The 20,997-nt window shown below is 67.1% G+C and carries 23 protein-coding genes; 17 read left to right on the forward strand and 6 right to left on the reverse strand.

The features are described from left to right. Positions 1 to 20 precede the first annotated feature (20 nt). The 5 genes from I55_RS13005 (at position 21) to I55_RS35870 (ending at position 5,139) form a co-directional block, all read left to right on the forward strand. Positions 21 to 614: an RDD family protein gene (locus I55_RS13005; RefSeq protein WP_044560993.1), complete on the forward strand. Its 594-nt coding sequence runs from the start codon at positions 21 to 23 to the stop codon at positions 612 to 614. A gap of 81 nt (positions 615 to 695) precedes the next feature. Beyond that, positions 696 to 2,111: a short-chain fatty acid transporter gene (locus tag I55_RS13010; protein WP_085940000.1), complete on the forward strand. Its 1,416-nt coding sequence runs from the start codon at positions 696 to 698 to the stop codon at positions 2,109 to 2,111. A 117-nt stretch (positions 2,112 to 2,228) separates the two neighbouring features. Continuing rightward, complete coding sequence (locus I55_RS13015; RefSeq protein ID WP_044560994.1) at positions 2,229 to 2,654, forward strand: hypothetical protein; 426 nt, start codon at positions 2,229 to 2,231, stop codon at positions 2,652 to 2,654. A gap of 117 nt (positions 2,655 to 2,771) precedes the next feature. After that, complete coding sequence (locus I55_RS34435; RefSeq protein WP_049974075.1) at positions 2,772 to 3,872, forward strand: GNAT family N-acetyltransferase; 1,101 nt, start codon at positions 2,772 to 2,774, stop codon at positions 3,870 to 3,872. A 235-nt stretch (positions 3,873 to 4,107) separates the two neighbouring features. Then, complete coding sequence (locus I55_RS35870; RefSeq protein ID WP_148293697.1) at positions 4,108 to 5,139, forward strand: hypothetical protein; 1,032 nt, start codon at positions 4,108 to 4,110, stop codon at positions 5,137 to 5,139. A gap of 241 nt (positions 5,140 to 5,380) precedes the next feature. On the opposite strand, the gene I55_RS13025 is transcribed toward I55_RS35870, so the two are convergent. Both I55_RS13025 and I55_RS35875 read right to left on the reverse strand, forming a co-directional pair. Beyond that, on the reverse strand, positions 5,381 to 5,863 hold the full coding sequence (locus I55_RS13025; protein WP_085940001.1) for a glutathione peroxidase: 483 nt from the start codon (positions 5,861 to 5,863) through the stop codon (positions 5,381 to 5,383). Positions 5,864 to 5,967: 104 nt separating this feature from the next. Then, positions 5,968 to 6,351, reverse strand: coding sequence for a hypothetical protein (locus I55_RS35875; RefSeq protein ID WP_148293698.1), 384 nt, complete (start codon positions 6,349 to 6,351; stop codon positions 5,968 to 5,970). A gap of 289 nt (positions 6,352 to 6,640) precedes the next feature. On the opposite strand from I55_RS35875, the gene modA reads away from it, so the two are divergent. Genes modA through modC form a run of 3 tightly spaced genes read left to right on the forward strand, consistent with a single transcriptional unit; the run spans position 6,641 to position 9,299 of the window. Beyond that, complete coding sequence (modA, locus tag I55_RS13035; RefSeq protein ID WP_252181125.1) at positions 6,641 to 7,477, forward strand: molybdate ABC transporter substrate-binding protein; 837 nt, start codon at positions 6,641 to 6,643, stop codon at positions 7,475 to 7,477. A gap of 20 nt (positions 7,478 to 7,497) precedes the next feature. Next, entirely contained in the window at positions 7,498 to 8,199 is a 702-nt protein-coding gene (gene modB / locus I55_RS13040; RefSeq protein WP_044560997.1) for a molybdate ABC transporter permease subunit, read from the forward strand. After that, positions 8,199 to 9,299, forward strand: a complete 1,101-nt coding sequence (gene modC / locus I55_RS13045) for a molybdenum ABC transporter ATP-binding protein (RefSeq protein ID WP_044560998.1) — start codon at positions 8,199 to 8,201, stop codon at positions 9,297 to 9,299. The genes modB and modC overlap by 1 nt, the downstream gene beginning before the upstream one ends. Here modC and I55_RS13050 read toward each other — a convergent pair. After that, entirely contained in the window at positions 9,296 to 9,640 is a 345-nt protein-coding gene (locus tag I55_RS13050) for a winged helix-turn-helix domain-containing protein (protein WP_044560999.1), read from the reverse strand. The two genes, modC and I55_RS13050, sit on opposite strands and share 4 nt — an antisense overlap. A 93-nt stretch (positions 9,641 to 9,733) precedes the next feature. On the opposite strand from I55_RS13050, the gene I55_RS33040 reads away from it, so the two are divergent. The 5 genes from I55_RS33040 to I55_RS13075 all read left to right on the forward strand — a co-directional run bounded on the left by I55_RS33040 (position 9,734) and on the right by I55_RS13075 (position 14,421). Next, entirely contained in the window at positions 9,734 to 10,423 is a 690-nt protein-coding gene (locus tag I55_RS33040) for a PadR family transcriptional regulator (RefSeq protein WP_049974076.1), read from the forward strand. Positions 10,424 to 10,432: 9 nt separating this feature from the next. After that, positions 10,433 to 11,815: an MFS transporter gene (locus I55_RS13060; RefSeq protein ID WP_044561000.1), complete on the forward strand. Its 1,383-nt coding sequence runs from the start codon at positions 10,433 to 10,435 to the stop codon at positions 11,813 to 11,815. Positions 11,816 to 12,021: 206 nt separating this feature from the next. Continuing rightward, positions 12,022 to 12,390, forward strand: coding sequence for a hypothetical protein (locus I55_RS13065; protein WP_044561001.1), 369 nt, complete (start codon positions 12,022 to 12,024; stop codon positions 12,388 to 12,390). A 147-nt stretch (positions 12,391 to 12,537) separates the two neighbouring features. Beyond that, a complete protein-coding gene (locus I55_RS33045) occupies positions 12,538 to 13,368 on the forward strand; it encodes an ABC transporter substrate-binding protein (RefSeq protein WP_049974077.1) in 831 nt (276 codons plus the stop codon). An 81-nt stretch (positions 13,369 to 13,449) separates the two neighbouring features. Then, positions 13,450 to 14,421 (forward strand): NAD-dependent epimerase/dehydratase family protein, encoded by a 972-nt coding sequence (locus I55_RS13075; RefSeq protein WP_044561002.1) that lies wholly within the window; start codon positions 13,450 to 13,452, stop codon positions 14,419 to 14,421. 18 nt (positions 14,422 to 14,439) lie between these two features. Here I55_RS13075 and I55_RS13080 read toward each other — a convergent pair whose 3' ends face one another. Beyond that, on the reverse strand, positions 14,440 to 15,321 hold the full coding sequence (locus I55_RS13080; RefSeq protein ID WP_044561003.1) for a LysR family transcriptional regulator: 882 nt from the start codon (positions 15,319 to 15,321) through the stop codon (positions 14,440 to 14,442). A 145-nt stretch (positions 15,322 to 15,466) separates the two neighbouring features. Between I55_RS13080 and I55_RS13085 the strand changes: the two genes are divergently transcribed. From I55_RS13085 to I55_RS13100, 4 genes are all read left to right on the forward strand, one after another. Further along, complete coding sequence (locus I55_RS13085; protein WP_044561004.1) at positions 15,467 to 16,207, forward strand: SDR family oxidoreductase; 741 nt, start codon at positions 15,467 to 15,469, stop codon at positions 16,205 to 16,207. A gap of 20 nt (positions 16,208 to 16,227) precedes the next feature. Then, positions 16,228 to 17,130, forward strand: a complete 903-nt coding sequence (locus tag I55_RS13090) for an SDR family oxidoreductase (protein ID WP_252181126.1) — start codon at positions 16,228 to 16,230, stop codon at positions 17,128 to 17,130. A 257-nt stretch (positions 17,131 to 17,387) separates the two neighbouring features. After that, positions 17,388 to 17,669, forward strand: a complete 282-nt coding sequence (locus I55_RS13095) for a hypothetical protein (RefSeq protein WP_044561005.1) — start codon at positions 17,388 to 17,390, stop codon at positions 17,667 to 17,669. Between the two features lie 297 nt (positions 17,670 to 17,966). Further along, a complete protein-coding gene (locus I55_RS13100; protein ID WP_044561006.1) occupies positions 17,967 to 18,932 on the forward strand; it encodes a nitronate monooxygenase family protein in 966 nt (321 codons plus the stop codon). A 75-nt stretch (positions 18,933 to 19,007) separates the two neighbouring features. On the opposite strand, the gene I55_RS13105 is transcribed toward I55_RS13100, so the two are convergent. Further along, a complete protein-coding gene (locus I55_RS13105) occupies positions 19,008 to 19,352 on the reverse strand; it encodes a hypothetical protein (protein WP_044561007.1) in 345 nt (114 codons plus the stop codon). Between the two features lie 67 nt (positions 19,353 to 19,419). Then, positions 19,420 to 20,802 (reverse strand): O-antigen ligase, encoded by a 1,383-nt coding sequence (locus I55_RS13110; protein ID WP_044561008.1) that lies wholly within the window; start codon positions 20,800 to 20,802, stop codon positions 19,420 to 19,422. Between the last annotated feature and the right edge of the window lie 195 nt (positions 20,803 to 20,997).

A 20,997-nucleotide genomic window follows, 5' to 3' on the forward strand; every position in this document is an offset into this window, starting at 1 on the left:
CTGGCTGAAAGTCCTCACTTTTGATTGTCGACACCACCCCAATCCCGCCGCCGGCCGTCGCCCCCATCCTGGCCGCCGGTTGGGACTATGCCAGCTTCGGCCGCCGATGGGCGGCGCTGTGGATCGATAAATTCATTTGTCTGGCAGCCACCCTCCTTATGGCCCTCGTCGCCTTCATCGTGTCGTGGGCCACCGGCGGTTTGGACCAGGTGGAAACCCCGGAAGCCGAATGGGGGTTCGGAGCGCTCTTTCAGATGGTCTTCATTCTCTACGACACCGCGTTCGTCGCCTCAGCCCACCAGGCGACACCCGGGAAGCGTATCCTGAAGCTGGTTGTTGGCCATGTCGATGGCAGGCGGTTGAGCTGGCCTCGAGCGCTAGGCCGGGCGACGATGAAAAGCGTGATTTCCCTGCCAGTCGACATCGCCGGGCAATTGGACGCCCATGCGCCGGAGATTCTGCCGATCAAACTGGTCGGCCTCGCCTTGATGCTGCTCAACTATCTGCCGGCGGCCTTCACTCTTGAGCGGACGGGCGGCCACGATCTGTCATGCGGCTCTCGGGTGTTCAAGTTGACACCGCCGGTGCCCGGCGTTTTCCCAAGGCGCCTTTGACCTTCCCCCGTGTTTTTCGGCACCCAAGCCAGTATGGTTAACACGGGCGGGCCGAGAAATCCCGCGTGGGAGGAAACCGGAATGGCGATCAATAAGATGGCGGGCGGTACGGGTGAGGAGGGAATGCTGGCGCGTGGCGCCATCGCCTTCACCCGCTGGGCGGAGACATGGTTCCCCGACGCCTTCGTGTTCGTGGTGCTGGGCGTCATCATCGTGGCGGCCGGCAACCTGGCCACCGGCGCGCCGGTGGGCGCCGTCGCCACCGGGGTCGGCGATGGGTTCTGGTCGCTGATCCCCTTCACCATCCAGATGTCCATGGTGGTGATCACCGGCTATGTCGTCGCCAGCTCGCCGCCGGTGCTGCGGCTGATCGAATGGCTGGCCCGGGTGCCGGCCACCGGCCGGGGGGCGGTGGCCTTCGTCGCCTTCGTCAGCATGGCGGCCTCATACCTGAACTACGCCCTCAGCCTGGTGCTGGGCGCCCTGCTGGTGCGGGCGCTGGCCCGGCGCCGGGACATCCGCGTCGATTACCGCGCGGCGGGCGCCGCCGCCTACCTGGGCCTGGGCGCCACCTGGGCCCTGGGCCTCAGCTCGTCCGCCGCCATGCTGCAGGCCAACCCCGCCAGCCTGCCCAAGGCCGTGGCCGACATCACCGGCGTCATCCCGCTGAGCCAGACCATCTTCCTCTGGCAGTCCATGGTGATGGGCCTGGTGATCCTGCTGGCCTCCGTCGCCATCGCGTACTACTCCGCCCCCGGCGACGCGCAGGCCCGCACGGCCGCCGACCTGGGCGTGGACGTGACGGAGGCGGCCAGCGGGAAGGCCGACGGCCCCACCCGGCCGGGCGACTGGCTGGAGCTGACACCCATCCTGCCGCTGATCATCGTGGCGCTGGGCGCCGGCTTCCTGGTGCACGAGTTCCAGAACAAGCCGGCCTTGAGCGTCATCTCCAACCTCAACACCTACAACTTCTTCTTCATCATGCTGGGCCTGCTGCTGCACGGCCGCCTGCGCAGCTTCCTGACCGCCGTGTCCAAGGCGGTACCCAGCACCGCCGGCGTGCTGATCCAGTTTCCCTTCTACGGCGCCATCGCCCAGTTGCTGACCCAGGTGCCGGGGGCGGATGGCCAATCCATCTCCCACCACTTGGCGCATCTGTTCGTCAGCCTGGCCAATGGCGGCACCTTCCCTGTCGTCATCGGCGTCTATTCCGCCATCCTGGGCTTCCTGGTGCCGTCCGGCGGCGGCAAATGGATCATCGAGGCGCCCTACGTCATGCAGGCCGCCATCGACGTGAACGCGCACAAGGGCTGGGCGGTGCAGGTCTATAACGCCGCCGAGGCCCTGCCCAACCTGATCAACCCCTTCTGGATGCTGCCGCTGCTGGGCGTGCTGGGCCTGAAGGCCAAGGACATCGTGGGCTTCAGCTTCACCCAACTGCTGTTCCACCTGCCCCTGGTCCTGTTCCTGCTATGGCTGCTGGCGCCGGCCCCATGAATTCGGGCGTCGATAGCACGGGTTGAAAAAATGCCGCACCCACCGCCCATGGATTGAAGGGCGGCGGTGGCGGTACCCTCGGCGCCGCGACATTCCCCCGCCGGAGGTGTACACCTGATGAAAACCATCGTCGTCCTGACCGTCCTGTCCCTGCTACTGGCCGGCTGCGCCACGCCGCCGGCCACCCCCCTTGACGCCGTCCAACGGGCCGCGGCGGCGGCACCGGACGGCGTGTCGAACACCTACGCCCTGGACGTGCAGGCCACGGGGCGGGAGCATGGGCGCATCTACCTGAATTCGGAAAAGGACTACCGCGACCAGCGTAACGTGACGGTCGAGATCCTGCCGGCCGCCGTGCCCGCCTTCCGCCAGGCGTATGGCCAGGATGCCGACACCTATCTGCAAGGCCGGCGCATCCTGGTCAGCGGCGAGGCCAAGCGGGTGACCGTCTGGTTCTTCGCCAACGGCAAGCAGACCGAGAAATATTACTACCAGACCCATATCGTGGTGGCGGACCCCAGCCAGATCCAGGTGGGTTCCTGATCCCAGCCCAAGCGCCGCGTCGGCCAGGGCGCCACGTCGGCCCGGCCACCGCGTCGGATTGAAGGGACGCCCCCGCGCGTTACTTTGATGCGGAGCCTTGCATCGCTGGAGAGCCCAATGAAAACCGCCGTCCTGCTGCTGATCGGATCCACCCTGCTGGCCGGCTGCGCCACCCAGCCCCTCACCACCGAAGACGCCATCCGGTACGCCGCCGCCGTGGCACCGGACGTCTATTCCGACACCTACGTCATGACGGTGCAGGCGACGGGCCGGGACAACGGCCGCATCTTCCTGAATTCACAGGCGGACTATCGCGACCCGCATAATCTGTCTATTGAGATCCTGCCCGCCGCCCTGCCCCGCCTTCAACAGGTCTACGGCGAGGATGCGGATACCTACCTCAAGGGCCGCCGCATCACCGTGCTGGGTGAAGCGAAAGCGTGTCACCGTCTGGCGGTCGGAAACCGACACCACCTACTACCAGACCCATATCGTCGTCTCAGCGCCGGAACAGATCGGCGTCGAGTCCTAAGTCTTCCCCTGTCGGCTTGCCAGGCCCTCATCCTTTCGGGGATGGTGGCCCCGCAAGGGCCAGGGAAAGGGTGTGTCATGGCGGATCACGAAACGGGAGCCATCGTGCCCCGCCTGGAAGACGGGACCGTCATCCTGCGGCCCCTGCGCCCGGATGACGCCGTCGGCCGGCTGGCACTGGGCCGCGATCCGGAAATTTACCGCCTGATGGGCTGGGATGGCGGTGGCGACACCCCGCCCTTCACCCAAGCCGACGCCGACACCTGGCTGGCGGACCAGATGAAGTTCCCTTCCACCTGGGCCATCGCCCTGCCGGAACCGGGAGCGCCCGGCGCGGATGGTCCACCGCCCGACCGCCTGCTGGGCACCGTACGCCTGGGCGGCATCAACGGGGCGCTGCCCCTGGGCCGGCGGGTCGCCAGCCTGGGCATCGGCCTTCTGGACCCCGCCGTGCTGGATCGGGGGCTGGGCATGCGGGTGATGCGCCTGCTGCTGCCCCACGCCTTCGGCGCCATGGGCCTGCACCGCGTCGGCCTGCGGGTGCTGGCCTTCAACACCCGCGCCATCCATTGCTATGAAAAGCTGGGCTTCCGCATCGAGGGACGGGAACGCCAGGCCTATTTCCTGACCGGCCAATGGCACGACAGCCTAGTCATGGGGCTGTTGGCGGAGGAGTATCAGCCCTGATAGACACTTCAACTGATAGAGGGTCGGCGAGTGCGCCCTCATACTTAATCTCAGCCGATATTTTGGCAGTCAGTTACTAGTAAATTATGTGGTCACTTCAGCCTTGAAATAAAATTACAGCCACTAGGATAAAAAATTACATCCCAGGAATTGAACTTAACGCATCATTGCAAGATATCAAATATGCATGTATCTTCATAACAAATCAATAATACAACTTACGGGATTTAGGACGATGGCAAACAGCGTCGCAACCTGGGGAAAGCGATACATTAAGAAGGTAGCAAGTCGGAAATGGCTTCTTCTTTTGGCGTCTGTAACATTTTTTCTAATATACTTCCTGTTAGATATAGTCATATCGGCAGGAGGCCAGGAACAATCCCACTCTATTGCGCATCTTATGCTGGAGTTTATTTCTCATAGCGCAAGAGATCTGGCAATATCTTTGGTTGTTGCGATTCTTCTTATTGTATCCATAGAAAATGCTCACCGTCAGCATTTGGATGACAGCATCCAAGAGAAAGTAGAAGCAATTAGTGAAAACGTCTTCCGTGGTGTTTTTGGCACTCACCTACCAACCGATTATGTTAAGCGCGTTGTCGACGATATATTGCGGGTTAAAATAATACGCGATCATATCAATATTACCTACACCCTCAGTGACCAAAGCGAGAATCTACCCGATGGCTCAATATTAAGTTTTGTTTCCGTGGAGGCAGACGCCACATTCTGCGTACGAAATATAAGCAGCGAAAGCGTCGAAATCCCCATATTTCTTGCCCTCCCCAATCCATATGTGGAGGAAATGAAAAGACATGTACGAATACTAGACGTTATAGTAGATGGAGACAGCAGAATTGACACTAAGCATCATGCTGATTTAAAATATAATCTCGCAACAAATAAACAATTGGTGCGGATTGACTTTGGGAGCTACCAGCTTCTCCCCGCCCAAAAAACAACAATTCGCCTTGTATATGCGATGGCAAAAGAGGCGGAAGATACCGAAGTTTTTAGAACCGCCCTTGCGACAGAAAAAATAACCATTCAGGCCTTTGATAGAACTTCTGGTGGCTTAGAACTTCATGCTGAAGCTATTAGACCGGAAAATCTGTCAGTTCAGCCCCAATACAACCATACGGTATATAGGTGGGAAACTATGGCCTACACCCTGCCATGGCAGGGGATAATTTTTTGGTGGAAGCGACGTTCCCCGAGCTTGCAGCTCATAGCTGAGCCGACACCGCCAAATGGGTTTATCTCTTAGCTTAGTTGCGAAAGGGAGACCAAAGAGGTAGGCTCCAATCACCCAAAGCCCAAGGAGGCATTGATAATGCGTATTCGCCATGACGGGGGCTCAGTATTTTAACCCCGCCAAGAAAGACCCTTGGGCACCCCCAAGGGTCTTTTCTTTGGTTAATAGCGTATTTACCATCTAGCTGATTAATTAGAAGAAGCCTCTCTCTCATAGACTAGCATGGATTCCGGAACTATAATTCCACTGCCGTCTAAGCCGCCAGCGCTGCCTGGATGGCCTGTTCCAGCTTCTCCGGCTTGGCCACCGGCGGATAACGCTTCACCGAGCCATCCTTGCCCACCAGGAACTTGGTGAAGTTCCACTTGATGGACTTGCTGCCCAGGAAGCCGCGCGCCCGGCCCTTCAGGTGCTCATAGAGCGGTTCGGCCTTGGCGCCGTTGACCTCCACCTTGGCAAGCACGGGGAAGGTCACGTCATAGGTGAGGGAGCAGAAATTCTGGATTTCCTGGGCGTCGCCCGGTTCCTGCTGACCGAACTGGTTGCAGGGGAAGCCCAGGATGACCAGGCCCTTGTCCTTGTACTTGCGGTACAGCGCCTCCAGCCCCGTGTACTGCGGGGTGAAGCCGCATTTGCTGGCCACGTTGACCACCAGGACGACCTTGCCGCGATAGCTGGCCATGTCCACCGGCGATCCCGCCGCGTCGCGCACCGTGTAGTCGTAAACCGTGGCCATGGCCGTCCCCCTCATGGCGGGACGGCCCGGCGGCCCTGCGCCCCGGGGTTCCCGACGTTCCCCGAAGCTACAGGACGGATTATCTTGTGCACAAGATAATTTGATTACACCAGCATGTTGACGGAACTGATCTGCGACGCCTGGCTGCTGCCGTTGCTGGCATCGCTGTCGGTGCCGGCGGAGCCCTGGCCCGAACCGCTGCCGCTGGCCGACTGGGTTGCCGGTGTGGTGGTCACGGTGGTGGACCCGTCGGAATAGGTGACGGTGGTGGTCGTCGACCCATCGGGCGCGCTGACGGTGACGGTGCTGGTCACCGTCTTGGTGGAGGAACTGCCGCTGGTGCCACTGGCCGACCCGCTGCTGTCGGTGGAGGAGGTGGAGGCCGCCGAGGAGGAGGACGCGCTGCTGGATGTGGTGCCACCGGACTGGAGCAAAGAGGTGAGCGACACGGTCATGTTGGTGCCGGTGGTCGACGAAACGCTGGTCATGGCGACATCCCCCAGGTGTGCGGATGGCAGGCAGGGACCATCCCCCGCCTGAAGACAGGCCCCAGGGTGGGGCGGCGCCGGCCAGGGCCACCAGCGGCAAGAGGACAGGGCCTCCGACCGCAAATGGCGTGACAGCCTTTGCCCCGTCCGCCGTTGCGTAACGCGGCAATTCGCACCTTTGCCAGGAAAGCGTGATCGATGGCGACGGATACGCGTGGCGGCCGTCGCCGGCACGCGCTATATTTACCGAGATATAGCGTTAAGCCGAAGGCCGAGGGGGACGACGGGCATGCTGAAGATGGGAAACCGCCGGGCGATGGCCCGGGCTGTGGGACGACTGGCCGTGGCGACCGCCATGGTGATGGCGGCGGGCCTGGGCGCGCCGCCCGCCCGGGCGCAGGGAGGGGCCCAGGAAGGGTCTCTGGTCTTCGCCGCGGCCAGCCTGAAGAACGCGCTGGACGCCGCCAACACCGCCTATGCCACCGGCGGCGGCACCAAGGCGACCGCCACCTATGCCGCCAGCTCCGCCCTCGCCAAACAGATCGAGGCGGGCGCGCCGGCCGACATCTTCATCTCGGCGGATGAGGACTGGATGGATTATCTGGCCGGCAAGGGCCTGATCCAGCCCGCCACCCGGCGCGACCTGCTGGGCAATGACCTGGTGCTGGTGGCCGCCGCCGACAGCAAAACCACCATCGAGATCAAGCAAGGCTTCGCCCTGGACCAGGCGCTGGACGTGGCGCAGAAGGGCGGCCGCCTGGCTGTGGGCGATCCGGCCGCGGTGCCCGCCGGCAAGTACGCCAAGGCCGCCCTGACCAAGCTGGGCGCCTGGGACAAGGTGCAGGACCGCCTGGCCCCGGCGGAGAATGTGCGCGCCGCCCTGGCCCTGGTGGCGCTGGGCGAGGCGCCGCTGGGCATCGTCTACAAGACCGACGCGGTGGCGGAACCGGGCGTGCGCATCGTCGCCACCTTCCCCGCCGACAGCCACGCCCCCATCCTGTACCCCATCGCGCTGACGAAGGAGAGCACCAGCGCCCAGGCCCAGGCCTTTCTGGATTTCCTGGCCGGCCCCAAGGCGCGCCCCCTGTTCGAGGCCCAGGGTTTCACCGTACTGTCGGCGAAGTGATTCCCTGACACACAGGCCCCATGATCGACCTTGGTTTCGGCCCGGATGAGGTGGCGGCCATCCATCTCAGCCTGAAGGTGGCCATCTGCGCCACCCTGGCGGCCCTGCCCCCCGGCATCGCCGTGGCCCTGGCGCTGGCCCGGGGCCGGTTCTGGGGGCGGGACTTGCTGAACGGCATCGTCCACCTGCCCCTGATCCTGCCGCCGGTGGTGACAGGATACGGCCTGCTGCTGCTGATGGGCCGGCAGGGCTGGGTGGGCAAGCCGCTGTCCAGCCTGGGCATTGTCTTCGCCTTCAACTGGACCGGGGCGGCGCTGGCCGCGGGCGTCATGGGCTTCCCCCTGATGGTGCGGGCCATCCGCCTGTCGATCGAGGCGGTGGACCGCCGGCTGGAGCAGGCGGCCGGCACCCTGGGCGCCCCGCCGCTGTGGGTGTTCGCCACCGTGACCCTGCCCCTGATGCTGCCCGGGGTGCTGGCGGGCTCGGTCCTGGCCTTCGCCAAGGCCCTGGGGGAGTTCGGCGCCACCATCACCTTCGTCTCCAACATCCCGGGCCGCACCCAGACCCTGTCGGGCGCCATCTACGCCTATACCCAGTCGCCCGGCGGCGATGCCGGCGCCTTGCGCCTGGTGGCGGTGTCGGTGGCCCTGTCGCTGGCGGCCCTGCTGTTGTCCGAGGCCTTGGCCCGGGGCGTCAGCCGGCGCATCAGCGGGCTGCCGTGATGACCGCCGCCGCGTCACTGGACCTGGACGTCGCCCTGCGCCAGGGCGCCTTCACGCTGGAGGCCCAGGTCACGGCCGGCGCCGGCTTGACCGTCCTGTTCGGCCAATCGGGATCGGGCAAGAGCACCCTGATCGATCTGGTGGCGGGGCTGAAGCGGCCCAGCCGGGGACGCATCGCCGTGGGCGGCGTGCTCCTGGTGGATACGGATGCCGGCCTGTGGCTGCCGCCCCACCGCCGCCGCGTCGGCTATGTGTTCCAGGAGGCGCGGCTGCTGCCCCACCTGACGGTGCGCCAGAACCTGCTGTATGGCCGCTGGTTCGCCCGCCGCCATCTGACGGATGACGCGCCCACCCTGGAATCGGTGGCGGATCTTCTGGGCATCGCCCCCTTGCTGGCCCGACGGCCGGCGGGACTGTCCGGGGGCGAGAAGGCGCGCGTCGCACTGGGCCGTGCCCTGCTGGCCGCCCCGCGCATCCTGCTGATGGATGAGCCGCTGGCGGCCCTGGACGAAGGGCGCAAGGCCGAGATCCTGCCCTATCTGGAACGGCTGCGCGACACGGTCGGCCTGCCCATCCTATACGTCACCCACGCGGTGGCGGAGGTGGCGCGCCTGGCCACCACGGTGGTGATGATGGACCAGGGCCGCGTGCGCGCCGTGGGCGCCCCTTCCACCCTCTGGTCCCGCCCCGACCTGATGGACCTGACGGGCGGGACGGAAGCCGGGTCGCTGCTGGACGCGGTGGTGGGGGGACGGACCGGCGACGGGCTGATCCGGCTGGACACGCCGGCCGGCCCCATCCTGGTGCCGCACCTGCCCGCCCACCTGACGGCCGGGGCGCGCACCCGCCTGCGCATCCCCGCCCGTGACGTCCTGCTGTCCGACCGGCCGCCGCAAGGGCTGTCGGCCCTGAACGTGCTGCCCGGCGTGGTGACCGACGTGCGGGAGGATGCGGACGGCAGCAGCGTGGTGCGGCTGGACTGCGTGGGCGCCCCCGTGCTGGCCCGGGTCACCCGCACCAGCGCCGCCACCCTGGCCATCGCCCCCGGCCAGCCGCTGTGGGCCATCGTCAAGGCGGTTGCCCTGGACCAGGGCGGCTAACCCGGCGTCCGCAGACGGCGCGCCAGGCTGGCCCGTGTTTCGGCCGTGGCGTCGGCCGCCGCCCTCTCCATCTCCCGGTAGGCCGAAACCAGTTCCTGGCCGAATTCCGTCAGCGCCGCCCCGCCGCCGCCGCCGCCGCCCACCTGGGTGGTGACCGAAGGCAGGGCGAAGGTCTGGTTCAGCGCGTCCACCAATTGCCAGGCGCGACGGTACGACATGCCCATCGCCCGGCCGGCGGCGGAAATGGAGCGGTGTTCGGCGATGGCTTCCAACAGCCGGATCTTGCCGGGCCCAACGGCGCCCTGGTCACCGAAATCGAGGCGGAGGGTGAGACGGTTCATGGACCGCATTGAATCGCGACCGGCCGCCGCCCGCAAGGGGCATCGCAAAAGTTGATTGATAGTTTAATTCAACTATATTAGTTTAATTAAACCATGAAAGCGGAACTCCTCATCCTGGGCGTGCTGCACGGCGGCGACCTGCACCCCTATGAAATCAAGCGGCGGCTGACGGCGGCCCATGTCGACCACTACATCGACGTGGACGTGGGCACACTCTATTACGCCGTGCGCAGCCTGGCACGGGACGGGCTGATCGAGGCCAAGGGGGTGGAGACGGTGGCCAGGGGCGGTGAGCGCACCACCTATGGCCTGACGCCCGCCGGCAAGGCCCGCTTCCACGCCCTGATGGCGGAACGGCTGGCGGACCTCTCCCCCCGCTATCACCCGCTCTATCCCGCGCTCATGTTCCTGCACCACGCCGATCCGGCGGTGGTGGCCGATGCCCTGCGCCACCGCTTGGCGGAGCAGTTGGCCTATCACGCCCCCCTGAAGGCCCTGGCCGACCATCTGGCGCCCATCCATTCCACCGGCATGCGCGCCATCCTGGAAAATGGCCTGGCGCACATGGAGACGGAGAACGCCTGGCTGGCCCGACTGGTGGAAACCATCGAGGCCGGGGACATCCGCCCGCCCGATTACGAACGGGCGCGCCTGATGGGCCTGTTCCCCGGCGGCACGCTGCCCCCGGAATATCAGCAACTACCGCCGCCAGCGAAAGCCCCCCGGTCCAAGCCGCGACTGGCCAAGAAACCGAAACCCGACGCCAAACACCCGCTGTCCTGAGGCACCCGCATGTCGACCAAGGCCCCGCGCGCCAAGCGCCCGCCCAATCCCCTGATGCGCAACCGCAACTTCCTGTGGCTGATCAGCGGCGGCGTCATCTCCATGCTGGGTGACCAGTTCAGCATGCTGGCCATGCCCTGGCTGGTGCTGGCCGTCACCAACGACACGCTGGCCATGGGCCTGGTGCTGGGCCTGATCAGCCTGCCCCGCGCCGTGTTCCTGCTGGTGGGCGGCGCGCTGGTGGACCGGTACCCGGCCCGCAGCGTGCTGTTGCTGACAAAATACGTGAACGCCGTGCTGCTGGGTGGGCTGGCGGCCGGCGTGCTGACCGGCACCCTGACCGTGCCGGTGCTGTGCGTCGTGGCCTTCGGCATCGGCCTGGCCAGCGCCTTCAGCATCCCGGCCGGCACCACCATCCTGCCCCGCGTGGTGCCGGGCGACCAGCTGCAGGCCGCCAACGGCATGATGATGGGCATGCGTCAGGCCACGCTGCTGCTGGGGCCACTGATGGCCGGCGGCCTGATCGCCCTGGTCGGCGGCAGCGGCAAGGCGGTGACCGCCGACGGTGTGGCCGTTCCCAGCGACCTTACGGGCCTGGGCGCCGCCTTCCTCGTGGACTGCCTCAGCTTCGTCATCTCCGCCCTGACCCTGTACCAGGTGAGGATGCTGAGCGTGCCGGCCGCCACCGGCGCGGGCAAGCGGGAGGAAAGCCTGGGCGCCGTCTTCCGGTCCATCGGCGATGGCATCCGCCACTTCTGGCATGACCCGGAGCTACGGGCGCTGTGCCTCTACTTCTCCGCCACCACCTTCTTCATCGGCGGGCCCCTGCAGGCGGTGCTGCCTGTCTTCGCCCGCGACCGCCTGGCCGACGGCGCCGACGGCTTCGGCATACTGATGGGCCTGCATGGCGTCGGCACCATGGTGGGCATGGTGGTGTCGGGCGCCCGCCCCAAGCTGCGCCTGCGCACCCTGGGCGCCACCATCCTGCTGATCGACAGCCTGCTGGCGCTGGTGTTCATGCCCATGGGCCTGGCCACCCACACCTGGCAGGCGGCCCTGCTGATGGCCATGGCCGGCTGCCTGGCGGGTTTCATCCAGATCGGCGTCTTCACCTGGATTCAGCGGCGCATCCCGCCGGCCATGCTGGGCCGGGGCATGAGCCTGTTCATGTTCATCGTCATGAGCCTGGCGCCCCTGTCCTCCGCGCTGTGCGGTTGGCTGATGCGCTACCTACCGCCGCAGGTGATGTTCCTGGGCAGCGGGCTGGCGCTGTGGGGCATCGTCGCCGTGGGCCTGACATCGACGTCGCTGCGCGCCATCGCCATGCCAACGCGCACCGCGCCGGCGGCCGTGCCGGCGGAAACACCGGTGGAGAACCCGTCGGCGGTCTAGAACCAGGCGGGAGGGGGCGTAGCGGGAGGGGCCGTCAGCCTATCCCGAACGACCCTCTCCGTTTGGACGAATCCCCGGTGCCGGGGGCAGGTGCTAGGGTTGACGGGTCGCGCGATGCGGGCCCCTGGAGACGGTGGGGCCATGGGCCGCGCGATGGACCATCCGCCGCCAAGTCCCTGACCGCCCTGCCTCCAAGGAACGGCCCGATGACGCCACCGGATACCCCCTTCCCCCCCGTCGAGGTGGGACCCAACGGTGTTCCCGTCGATGGCGAACTACCCACCGGCCGGGAGCCAATACCCCTGTTAAGCCAGGATCCGGATGGCGCGGCCGCCCGCCTGCGCCATTTGTTCCGCAGCGGGACCGCGGGCCACGACGCCGACTGTCGTGTCCTGGCCGGCCTGCTGCTGAACGCCACCACCGACCTGTCCGCCGATGACGCCCTGGCGGTGGAGTGCATCCTGGGTCGCCACCCGCCGGAGAGGCGCGGATTACTGTTGCGGCGCGCGGCGGCGCTGGCCAACGCCTGCGGCAACGTGCAGCACAAGATCGCCACTCCGGCCAACCTGCATTGACCAGGCCGTTTACCAGCAATCGGCGGCCGTTAAGAACTTGGTAGGCAGTCCAGGCGGAGACTGACCCTTCCCGCCGGATGCCCTGCCAACCCGCCCGAGAAGCGGCTCACCTCCCGGCGCGCGCCTTCTTTCGCCGCCAGGAAGCCGATGTCCGGTCCCTTCGCAAAATCCGCCGTCCCATTGCAGCGCCTGATCGCCATGGCGCTGGTGGCTTGGGCCTGGGCCTTCGACTGTCCGGTGCCCGCCCAGGCGGGCGAGGCGACGGTGGCCCTGACCGTGATCACCGAGGAGAACCCGCCGCTGAACTTCACCGATCCGGTCACCGGCCGCCTGACAGGCATCGTCGGCGACCTGCTGCCCCCGTTGATGGCCGCGGCGGGCATAGCCTATCAGGTGCAGGTGCTGCCCTTCCGGCGGGCATACCACACGGTGCAGGAGATACCAGGCACCTGCCTGGCCGCCGTGAACCAGACGATGGAGCGCCAGGCCCTGTTCCAATGGGTGGCCCCCATCGCCCAAGGCGGGGCCGCCCTGTTCGCCCGGCCCGACTGGCTGCACTACGACCACGCCCACCCCGAGGGCACCCACACCCTGGGCAGCCTGGAGGACGTCAAGACCCTGGCTGCCCAGGCCCAGGCCCGGGGTGCCCCCTTCTCGGTCCTGGTGCCGGCCGGCACCATGCTGGCCACCACGCTGCGCGACCAGGGGCTGGAGGTGACGGAGGTGGCGCCGGCCAACCAGATGCCCATGCTGGCCGCCGGCCGCGCCGATCTGGCCGCCGCTGGCGCCATCAGCGGCCGCTGGCTGGCCCGTCAGGCGGGCGTGACGGTGGAACCCGTGCTGACCTTCGCCGTGGCGCCCGTCGGTATCGCCTGCAACCTGGGCACCAACCCCGCGCTGGTCACCCGTCTGCGCGCCGCGCTGGAGGGGTTGCGGGCTGATGGCACGCTGGAGCGCATCATCCGGGACTATCAGTGAAGCCTGGCGGCTTCCCCCGTTGCCCTGTCGATTGGCCCATGTCATTGAGGCGATGTTCAGAGGTGACCAAGGGAAGCGCACATGGCCAGGATCGTGGTGACCGGGGCCACCGGGTTCGTCGGCCGGGCGCTGCTGCCCCGGCTGCTGGTGGGCGGGAATGAGGTCGTCGCGGTGGTGCGATCGGCCGGCGCCGGCCTGCCGGCCGGCGTGGACGCCGCCCCGGTGGGCGATCTGACCGGCCCCGTGAACTGGGCCCCCGTGCTGCAAGGGGCCCACGCCCTGGTCCACCTGGCCGGCCTGGCCCACCAGCGCAACGTCAGCCCCACCGCGCTGGAAGCCCTGAACGTCACCGCCACCGTGCGCCTGGCCCAGGCGGCACAGGCAGCCGGCCTGCGCCGCCTGGTCTATGTCAGCAGCGTCAAGGCCATGGGCGACCACAGTCCGGGCCGCCCCCTGACGGAACAGGATCCGGCGCTGCCGGAGGATGCGTACGGCCAGTCCAAACGCGCGGCGGAGGAGGCGCTGGCCACCCTGTGCCCGCCGGACGGCCCTTTGTCGCTGGCCATCCTGCGGCCACCGCTGGTGCACGGCCCCGGCGTGAAGGCCAACATGGCGGCCCTGCTGCGCCTGGCCACCCGCTGGCCCGTCCTGCCCCTGGGCGGCATTCCCAACCGGCGCAGCCTGATCAGCGTGGAAACCCTGGCCGACGCCATCACGCGGGCGGTGGAGCGCTGGGAAGTCACCGGCACCTTCCTGGTGGCCGACCAGCCGGCCCTGTCCACCAGCGCCTTGGTGGCGACCCTGGCCGCCGCCGCCGGCCGGCACCCCTGGCTGCCATCCCTGCCCCCCGCCCTGTGGCGCGCCGCCGCCGCCCTGCCCCGCCTGGCCGGCATCGTCGATCGCCTGACCGGGTCGCTGGAGGTGGATGACGCCGCCTTCCGCGCGGCCTTCGACTGGCACCCGCCCCTGGACCAAAACGAGGCGCTGACCCGCACCGTGCAGGCCTATCTGCGCCAAACCCGCCCACACTCGGGCGGGGGCAGCGAGGCCTGAGGCACTAACGCCAAGGCGTTAACGAAAGAGGCCGGCGACCCAATCCACGAATACCCGCACGCGGGGCGATAGCTGGCGGTTATGGGGGTAGAGGACGGACACGGGCATGGGGGGCGGCGCATATTGGGGCAGCACCTCCACCAAGGCGCCCGTCGCCAAATCGGAAGCCAGGTGGTACCGCGGGGTCTGGATGAGGCCCAGGCCCAGGCGGGCCGCCTCGGCGAAGCTGTCGGCGCCGGTCACGCTGACCGTCCCCGGCAAGGTATGGCGCTGCACCTCCTCCCCCACCGTGAATTCGAAGGGGAAGGGCCGGCCGGTGGTGGATGAGATGAAGTTCACCGCCTGATGCCCGTCAAGGTCGTCCGGGGTGGCCGGCACGCCATGCCGGTCCAAATAGGCGGGGCTGGCCACCGTCACCTGGGGCAGCAGCGCCACCCGGCGGGCGATCAGGCTGCTGTCGCGCGGTTCCCCTGCCCGCAGCACACAATCCACCCCCTCACGAACCAGGTCGACCAGGCGGTCGCCTTCGCTGATGTGCAACTCCAAGCCGGGGTGCCGGGCAAGGAAAGCGGGCAGCGCCGGGAACAGGAAATGCCGCGCCAGCTTGCCATGGACGTCCACCCGCAGCAGGCCCTTGGGATCCGTGGCGCGGAAGGCGCCCTCCGCCTCCTCCACATCCGCCAGCAGGCGCAGGCAGCGCTGGTAATAGGCCTCGCCATCCAGGGTCGGACTGACGTGCCGGGTGGTGCGGTTCAGCAGCCGCGTCCCCAGCCGCCCCTCCAACTGCTGCAGCGTGTGGGTCACGGTGGCGCGTGGCATGCCCAGATCCTCCGCCGCCGCGGTGAAACTGCGCCGTTCCACGATACGGGTGAAGACGCGCATGGCGTCGAAGCGGTCCATGAGGCACAGCCATTGTTGATATATTTTGTATAATGCTGGCAAATCTAGACGATTTATCCAGGAACAACCAGGGCGCACCTTTCCTTTATCGAATGCGGCGGCCTCCACGACACGGGAGGGTAGGCCCGATGGAAAGGATCAAGCCATGAACACGAACACCAAGAAGATCGCCCTGGTCACCGGTGCCGCCCGCGGCATTGGCGCGGCCGTCGCCCAGCGGCTGGGCCGCGACGGCCACACCGTCATCGTCAACTACGCCGGCAGCGCCGCCGCCGCGGAGGCCGTGGCCGCCAGGATCGAGGCCGCTGGCGGCCGCGCCCTGACCGCGCAGGCCGACGTGGCCGACCCGCAGGCGGTGAAGACCATGTTCGACCGGGTGGAGGCCGCGTTCGGCGGCGTCGACATCCTGGTCAACAACGCCGGCATCATGACCTTGGGCGCCATCGCCGACATGGGCGACGACGCCTTCGGCAAGCTGATGGACGTGAACCTGAAGGGCACCTTCAACACGCTTCGCGAGGCGGCCCGGCGCTTGCGTGACGGCGGCCGGGTCATCAACTTCTCCTCCAGCGTGGTGGGGCTGTACCCGCCCACGTACGGCGTGTACGCCGCCACCAAGGCGGCGGTGGAGGCTCTGACCGTGATCATGGCGCGGGAGATGCGCGGCCGCTCCATCACCGTCAACGCCATTGCCCCCGGACCCACCGCCACGGAGCTGTTCCTGAACGGCAAACCGCAGGACGTGGTGGACCGCCTGGCCAAGCAGGCGCCCCTGGAGCGGCTGGGCCAGCCCGAGGACATCGCCGCCGCCGTCGCCTTCCTGGCGGGGCCGGACGGTGCCTGGATCAACGGCCAGGTGCTGCGCGCCAACGGCGGCATCCTCTGAGCACGGCGGATGGAAGGGGAATGATCATGAAACAGGTCATCGTCATCACCGGCGCCTCCAGCGGTTTCGGCGCCCTAACCGCCCGCGCCCTGGCCCAGGCCGGCCACACCGTCTACGCCACCATGCGCGACACCCAGGGCCGCAACGCCCCCCAGGTGGAGCAGGCCGTAGTCTACGCAGCGGAACACGGTGTCGATTTGCGCACGGCCGACATGGACGTGCAGTCGGACGCCTCGGTGGCGACCGCCATAGCCCGTGTGGTGGAAGAGCAAGGGCGCCTGGATGCCATCGTCCACAACGCCGGCCACATGTCTTTCGGCCCGGCGGAAGCCTTCACGCCGGAACAGTACGCCCAACTGTTCGACATCAACGTGCTGAGCACCCAGCGGGTGAACCGGGCGGCCCTGCCCCACCTGCGCCGCCAGGGCAAAGGCCTGCTGGTGTGGGTGTCCAGCAGCAGCACCCGGGGTGGCACGCCACCGTATCTGGCGCCCTATTTCGCCGCCAAGGCCGCCATGGACAGCCTGGCCGTCAGCTACGCCAGCGAACTGACCCGGTGGGGCATCGAGACCACCATCATCGTCCCGGGTGCGTTCACCAAGGGCACCAACCACTTCGCCCATTCGGGATCACCGGCCGACACGGCCCGTGCTGCGGAGTACGACGAGGGGCCTTACGCCGGTGTGCCCACCCGGGCGCTGGAGGGCTTGGCGGCATTGGAACCACCGGACGCCGACGCCGCCAGCGTGGCGGAGGCCATCGTGCGGGTGGTGGCCCTGCCCCATGGCAAGCGACCCTTCCGCACCCACGTCGACCCGTCGCAGGACGGGGCGGAAGTGGTGAACGGCGTGGCCGATCGCGTGCGGGCGGAACTGCTGCGCCGCATCGGGCTGGAGGACCTGTTGTCCCCCCGCCTTTTCTAGCCCTTATGGAGAAGATTTCCCTAAACCGAACCGCGTAGATCGGACGGTGGTGCCAGAATACTCAGACACCCCATTCCGCCTGACCAAAGCAGAGCGGCAGAATTCACCCGCCTTTCCGCCTACGTCGGACTGCTTCATGACAGGTGTTATGGTCCATGCTAGCGTTCCACCTGTGATTGGACATTTGCCATCCCATTTCCTGATCCGAGAATAAGACTTGGGCACACTCGCCAGACCCATGCCGACCGGAGAAAATCATGGAAAGTAATCGCCACCGTTTCCTGGCCCGCGGCCTGCTGGCCCTTGCCGCCCTGACCACCCTAGCCGCCTGCGGCTCCCCCCGGTCCGAGCGGGTGGACCTGAGCCATAGCTATCGCATGATCGACGACCGCGGCCGTACCGCCGGCCAGGTGGTGTTCTATCCCACCGGCGGCGGCGCCGTTTACGATGCGGACAACAACCTGATCGGCAGCGTCGCCCCGCCCGGTTCCAGCACCATGGCGCCACCCCCGGCGCCGGTGCCGCGCAACTACCCCTGATCCGTTACTTCTCCCTCAAGCCTCTTCCCCCAATGTTTCCCCTCCCGCCTGAGGCTACTGGCGGGGACCGGCTGATCCCGGTCCCCGCCGTTTTCTTGTCGGAAATTTTGGTGGAAAATTTTTGGCGCGCCGGCCGGACGACCGGCAGTGGACTGCGCCTGGACTTTCGCCACCGCCGTCGGTTCCGCGCCGGAAACAGCCCTTCTCCCCCGCATTGACGGCCCTCGGACCCCATGGCATTGAGGCGGTATCGGCCGCCAACGGCCGTCCGAAAAAATACAGGGGAGACGCCGTTCCATGAGCTTGCCGCCCGTCCTTGCCCAGAACCTGGCGCTGCCGGTCATCGCCTCGCCCATGTTCATCGTGTCCAACCCCGATCTGGTCATCGCCCAGTGCCTGGGCGGCATCGTCGGCTCCTTCCCCGCCTTGAACGCCCGGCCGAAGGAAGCGCTGGAGGAATGGCTGACACGGATCGAGACGACGCTGGCCGACGCCCGCGCCACCAGCCCGGACGCCAAGATCGCGCCCTATGCCGTGAACCAGATCATCCACCAGTCCAATGACCGGCTGGAACATGACATGGAAGTGTGTGTGCGGCACAAGGTGCCCATCATCATCACTTCGCTGCGGGCGCCTGGCGACATCGTCCCCCATGTCCACAGCTATGGCGGTCTGGTGTTCCACGACGTCATCAGCCTGCGCCATGCCGAAAAGGCGCTGGAGGCCGGGGTGGACGGGCTGATCCTGGTGGCGTCTGGAGCGGGCGGGCATGCCGGAGCGCTCAGCCCCTTCGCCCTGGTGGGGGAGGTCCGCCGCTTCTATGACGGCCCCATCATCCTGTCGGGCGCCATCGCCACCGGCGACGCCATCCTGGCGGCCCAGGCCATGGGCGCCGACCTGGCATACATGGGCACCCGCTTCATCGCCACGACAGAGGCCAACGCCGCCGCCGGCTACAAGCAGGCCATCGTGGACGCCAGCGCGTCCGACATCGTCTACACCCCCTTCTTCACGGGCGTGGCGGGCAACTACCTGAAATCCAGCATCGTGGCCGCCGGCATGGATCCGGACAACCTGCCCCAGGTGGACCGCAGCAAGATGAACTTCGGCGCGGCCGCCTCCGGCGCGAAGGCCTGGAAGGATATCTGGGGCGCCGGTCAGGGTGTGGGCGCCATCGGCGAGGTGCTGCCCACCGCCGAACTGATCGCCCAGCTCAAGGCCGAATATGCCGCGGCCAGGAACCGTCTATTCGCGATCAGTTGAGCGTTTCCGATTGTGAGACGAAAAAGGGGCGTGACGGCCGGACCGTCCTGCCCCTTTTCTTTAAAAGGGCGGCTTTCAGTGATCGGAGCCGTGGAGGATCTCACCACGGATACCGGTATCGTAGGCCAGGCCGTCCTCGGTCACGATGGCAGCGTTGGGAAACTGCGACTTGATCAGGCCCTTGCGTTCCAACGCCACCCAGGCGGCTTGGTTGGACAGGCCGGTGGCGTCGGCCGACATCACGGTGTAGGGCCCCAGATGGAAATGGTTGCCGTGCGGATGGGGGAAGCGATCAATCAGGACGCCGCCTTCCACCACCGGCTGGCCCACACCCTCGATCCCCGCCAGGACCTGCAACAGGGTCAGGGTCTTCAACTGCAACGGGTTCAGCTTCAGCGGGTTCTTCTTCACGGGCGGCATGGGCGTGTCCTCAGGGAACGGATATCGGGCTGCCATTTACCCCCGCCGGGCGGGCGGGGGCAAGCCGTCACCGCCGCCGCGCGGCCGGACGGCGCCCCGTCGACGGCGCGCGGCCAGACATCGGACGAACGGGCGCCGGCTGGACCGTGGCGACCGGCCGCGCCCACCAGCCCGCCGGAAGGTTCAGCTCCAGCAGGCCGATGGCCAGCATCAGGCCGCACAGCCACCAGGTCTGCCACGCGCCGTAGGAGAAGCAGCCCACCGCGATGGTGGCGGCCATGGCCGCCAGGGCCGACGCCTGGGCGTAGGCCGGCAGGCGGCGCGTCATCCAGGCCAGGCTGACCGCCATCCAGGTGTACAGCACGCCGCCCACCACGCCCAACTCAAGCAAAACCTGCAGGAAGATGTTGTGCGGGTGCAGGGGGATGATGGGGGATTCGGGGTGGAACTTCGATACCTGTCCCTCATCGGGGATGTTGCGGGAGCTGTCCAACCCCCAGCCGAACAGGGGTTTTTCCAGGATGCGGCGGGCGGCCACGTCCCAGATCTCGACCCGATGCCGGAAGCTCCACGGCATGCGGGTTTCTTCCGTCAGGCCCGCCCGGTGCAGTCCCAGCGAAATGGGCACGCACAGCGTCGGGCCGGCCACCAATGCGACGATCAGCACCGTCCGCGCCAGCGGCGCCGACAGCCGCGCCAGGCCATAGAACACCAGCCCCGCGGCCAAGCCCACCCGGGCCGACGCGCTGCTGCCCCCCAACGAGATCAGGAAAAAGGCCAGCGGCAGGACCCAGGCCCAGGGCATGGACTTGCCCGCCGGGAAGACCGGCATGGCCGATGGCAGCGGCAGGCGGGCGAAGGCCCCCCTGCCCGTCACCCAGGCCAGGCGAGCCAGAGCCAGGCCCACCGGCCAGGCCAGGGTGGCGAACAGCACGGCGGGGCGATTCATGGCCCGGTCGTTGTCCAGCTTCGTGCCCTCCAGCGCCTTTTCCAGGCGGTAGATGGGCTGGTGGCCCAGAATCTCGATGGCGAAGATGGCAAGCCCCACCACCATGCCCAGGGCGGTCCAGCGGATCAGCAACCAGCGCCGGCGCTCGTCCACCTCGCGTACCGTGCCGATCCAGAACAGGAAGGGCACGACGGTGTAGAGGAAGGTCAACAGCTGAGCCGCCCCCTCCTTGCGCACGGGCGTCCACAGCACGGAGACCGCGCCAAGCAGCAGACACAGCACCAGTGGCAACAGGGGGCCGCGCAACGTCTCCCTGGACGTCAGCAGGACAGGCAACCGCCGCGCCCGCACCCCGTAGAGGATACCGCCCACGACCGACAGGATGATCAGCGTCGGCGCCGTTCCCAGCGGCAGCAACGCGCAGACGAAGCCCAGCAGCGACACCATCAGCAGCGACAGCGCCATCCAGGACAGGCTGAACGGTGACGGAACCTTGGGCATCCGGACACGACCGGCGGCCCCTGGAACGGGAGGCGGTGGCGGGACCGGGGTACGGGTCCGTGGTCCACGCTTGGTCTCAGTCGACGACATCTCACTCCAGCGTTTCTGCCGACGGCCCTGGTTGCCCCAACCGGCCGCGTTCCGGAGCGACGTCCACCCCGGCTTTTCCTTTTACCCGCGAACAGTGCCCATCCT

Origin of the sequence: Azospirillum sp. B4 (assembly GCF_000333275.1) — a bacterium.
Classification (GTDB): domain Bacteria; phylum Pseudomonadota; class Alphaproteobacteria; order Azospirillales; family Azospirillaceae; genus Nitrospirillum.

Coding starts and splice junctions, on each gene's coding strand:
- I55_RS13025 (WP_085940001.1), bottom strand. CDS start 5,863: ATGGCCACGGTTTACGACTACACGGTGCGCGACGCGGCGGGATCGCCG.
- modB (WP_044560997.1), top strand. CDS start 7,498: ATGATCGACCTTGGTTTCGGCCCGGATGAGGTGGCGGCCATCCATCTC.
- modA (WP_252181125.1), top strand. CDS start 6,641: ATGCTGAAGATGGGAAACCGCCGGGCGATGGCCCGGGCTGTGGGACGA.
- I55_RS33045 (WP_049974077.1), top strand. CDS start 12,538: ATGTCCGGTCCCTTCGCAAAATCCGCCGTCCCATTGCAGCGCCTGATC.
- I55_RS33040 (WP_049974076.1), top strand. CDS start 9,734: ATGAAAGCGGAACTCCTCATCCTGGGCGTGCTGCACGGCGGCGACCTG.
- I55_RS35870 (WP_148293697.1), top strand. CDS start 4,108: ATGGCAAACAGCGTCGCAACCTGGGGAAAGCGATACATTAAGAAGGTA.
- I55_RS13090 (WP_252181126.1), top strand. CDS start 16,228: ATGATCATGAAACAGGTCATCGTCATCACCGGCGCCTCCAGCGGTTTC.
- I55_RS13015 (WP_044560994.1), top strand. CDS start 2,229: ATGAAAACCATCGTCGTCCTGACCGTCCTGTCCCTGCTACTGGCCGGC.
- I55_RS13100 (WP_044561006.1), top strand. CDS start 17,967: ATGAGCTTGCCGCCCGTCCTTGCCCAGAACCTGGCGCTGCCGGTCATC.
- I55_RS13075 (WP_044561002.1), top strand. CDS start 13,450: ATGGCCAGGATCGTGGTGACCGGGGCCACCGGGTTCGTCGGCCGGGCG.
- I55_RS13105 (WP_044561007.1), bottom strand. CDS start 19,352: ATGCCGCCCGTGAAGAAGAACCCGCTGAAGCTGAACCCGTTGCAGTTG.
- I55_RS13060 (WP_044561000.1), top strand. CDS start 10,433: ATGTCGACCAAGGCCCCGCGCGCCAAGCGCCCGCCCAATCCCCTGATG.
- I55_RS13080 (WP_044561003.1), bottom strand. CDS start 15,321: ATGGACCGCTTCGACGCCATGCGCGTCTTCACCCGTATCGTGGAACGG.
- I55_RS13065 (WP_044561001.1), top strand. CDS start 12,022: ATGACGCCACCGGATACCCCCTTCCCCCCCGTCGAGGTGGGACCCAAC.
- I55_RS13010 (WP_085940000.1), top strand. CDS start 696: ATGGCGATCAATAAGATGGCGGGCGGTACGGGTGAGGAGGGAATGCTG.
- I55_RS13095 (WP_044561005.1), top strand. CDS start 17,388: ATGGAAAGTAATCGCCACCGTTTCCTGGCCCGCGGCCTGCTGGCCCTT.
- I55_RS34435 (WP_049974075.1), top strand. CDS start 2,772: ATGAAAACCGCCGTCCTGCTGCTGATCGGATCCACCCTGCTGGCCGGC.
- I55_RS13050 (WP_044560999.1), bottom strand. CDS start 9,640: ATGAACCGTCTCACCCTCCGCCTCGATTTCGGTGACCAGGGCGCCGTT.
- I55_RS35875 (WP_148293698.1), bottom strand. CDS start 6,351: ATGACCAGCGTTTCGTCGACCACCGGCACCAACATGACCGTGTCGCTC.
- I55_RS13110 (WP_044561008.1), bottom strand. CDS start 20,802: ATGCCCAAGGTTCCGTCACCGTTCAGCCTGTCCTGGATGGCGCTGTCG.
- modC (WP_044560998.1), top strand. CDS start 8,199: ATGACCGCCGCCGCGTCACTGGACCTGGACGTCGCCCTGCGCCAGGGC.
- I55_RS13085 (WP_044561004.1), top strand. CDS start 15,467: ATGAACACGAACACCAAGAAGATCGCCCTGGTCACCGGTGCCGCCCGC.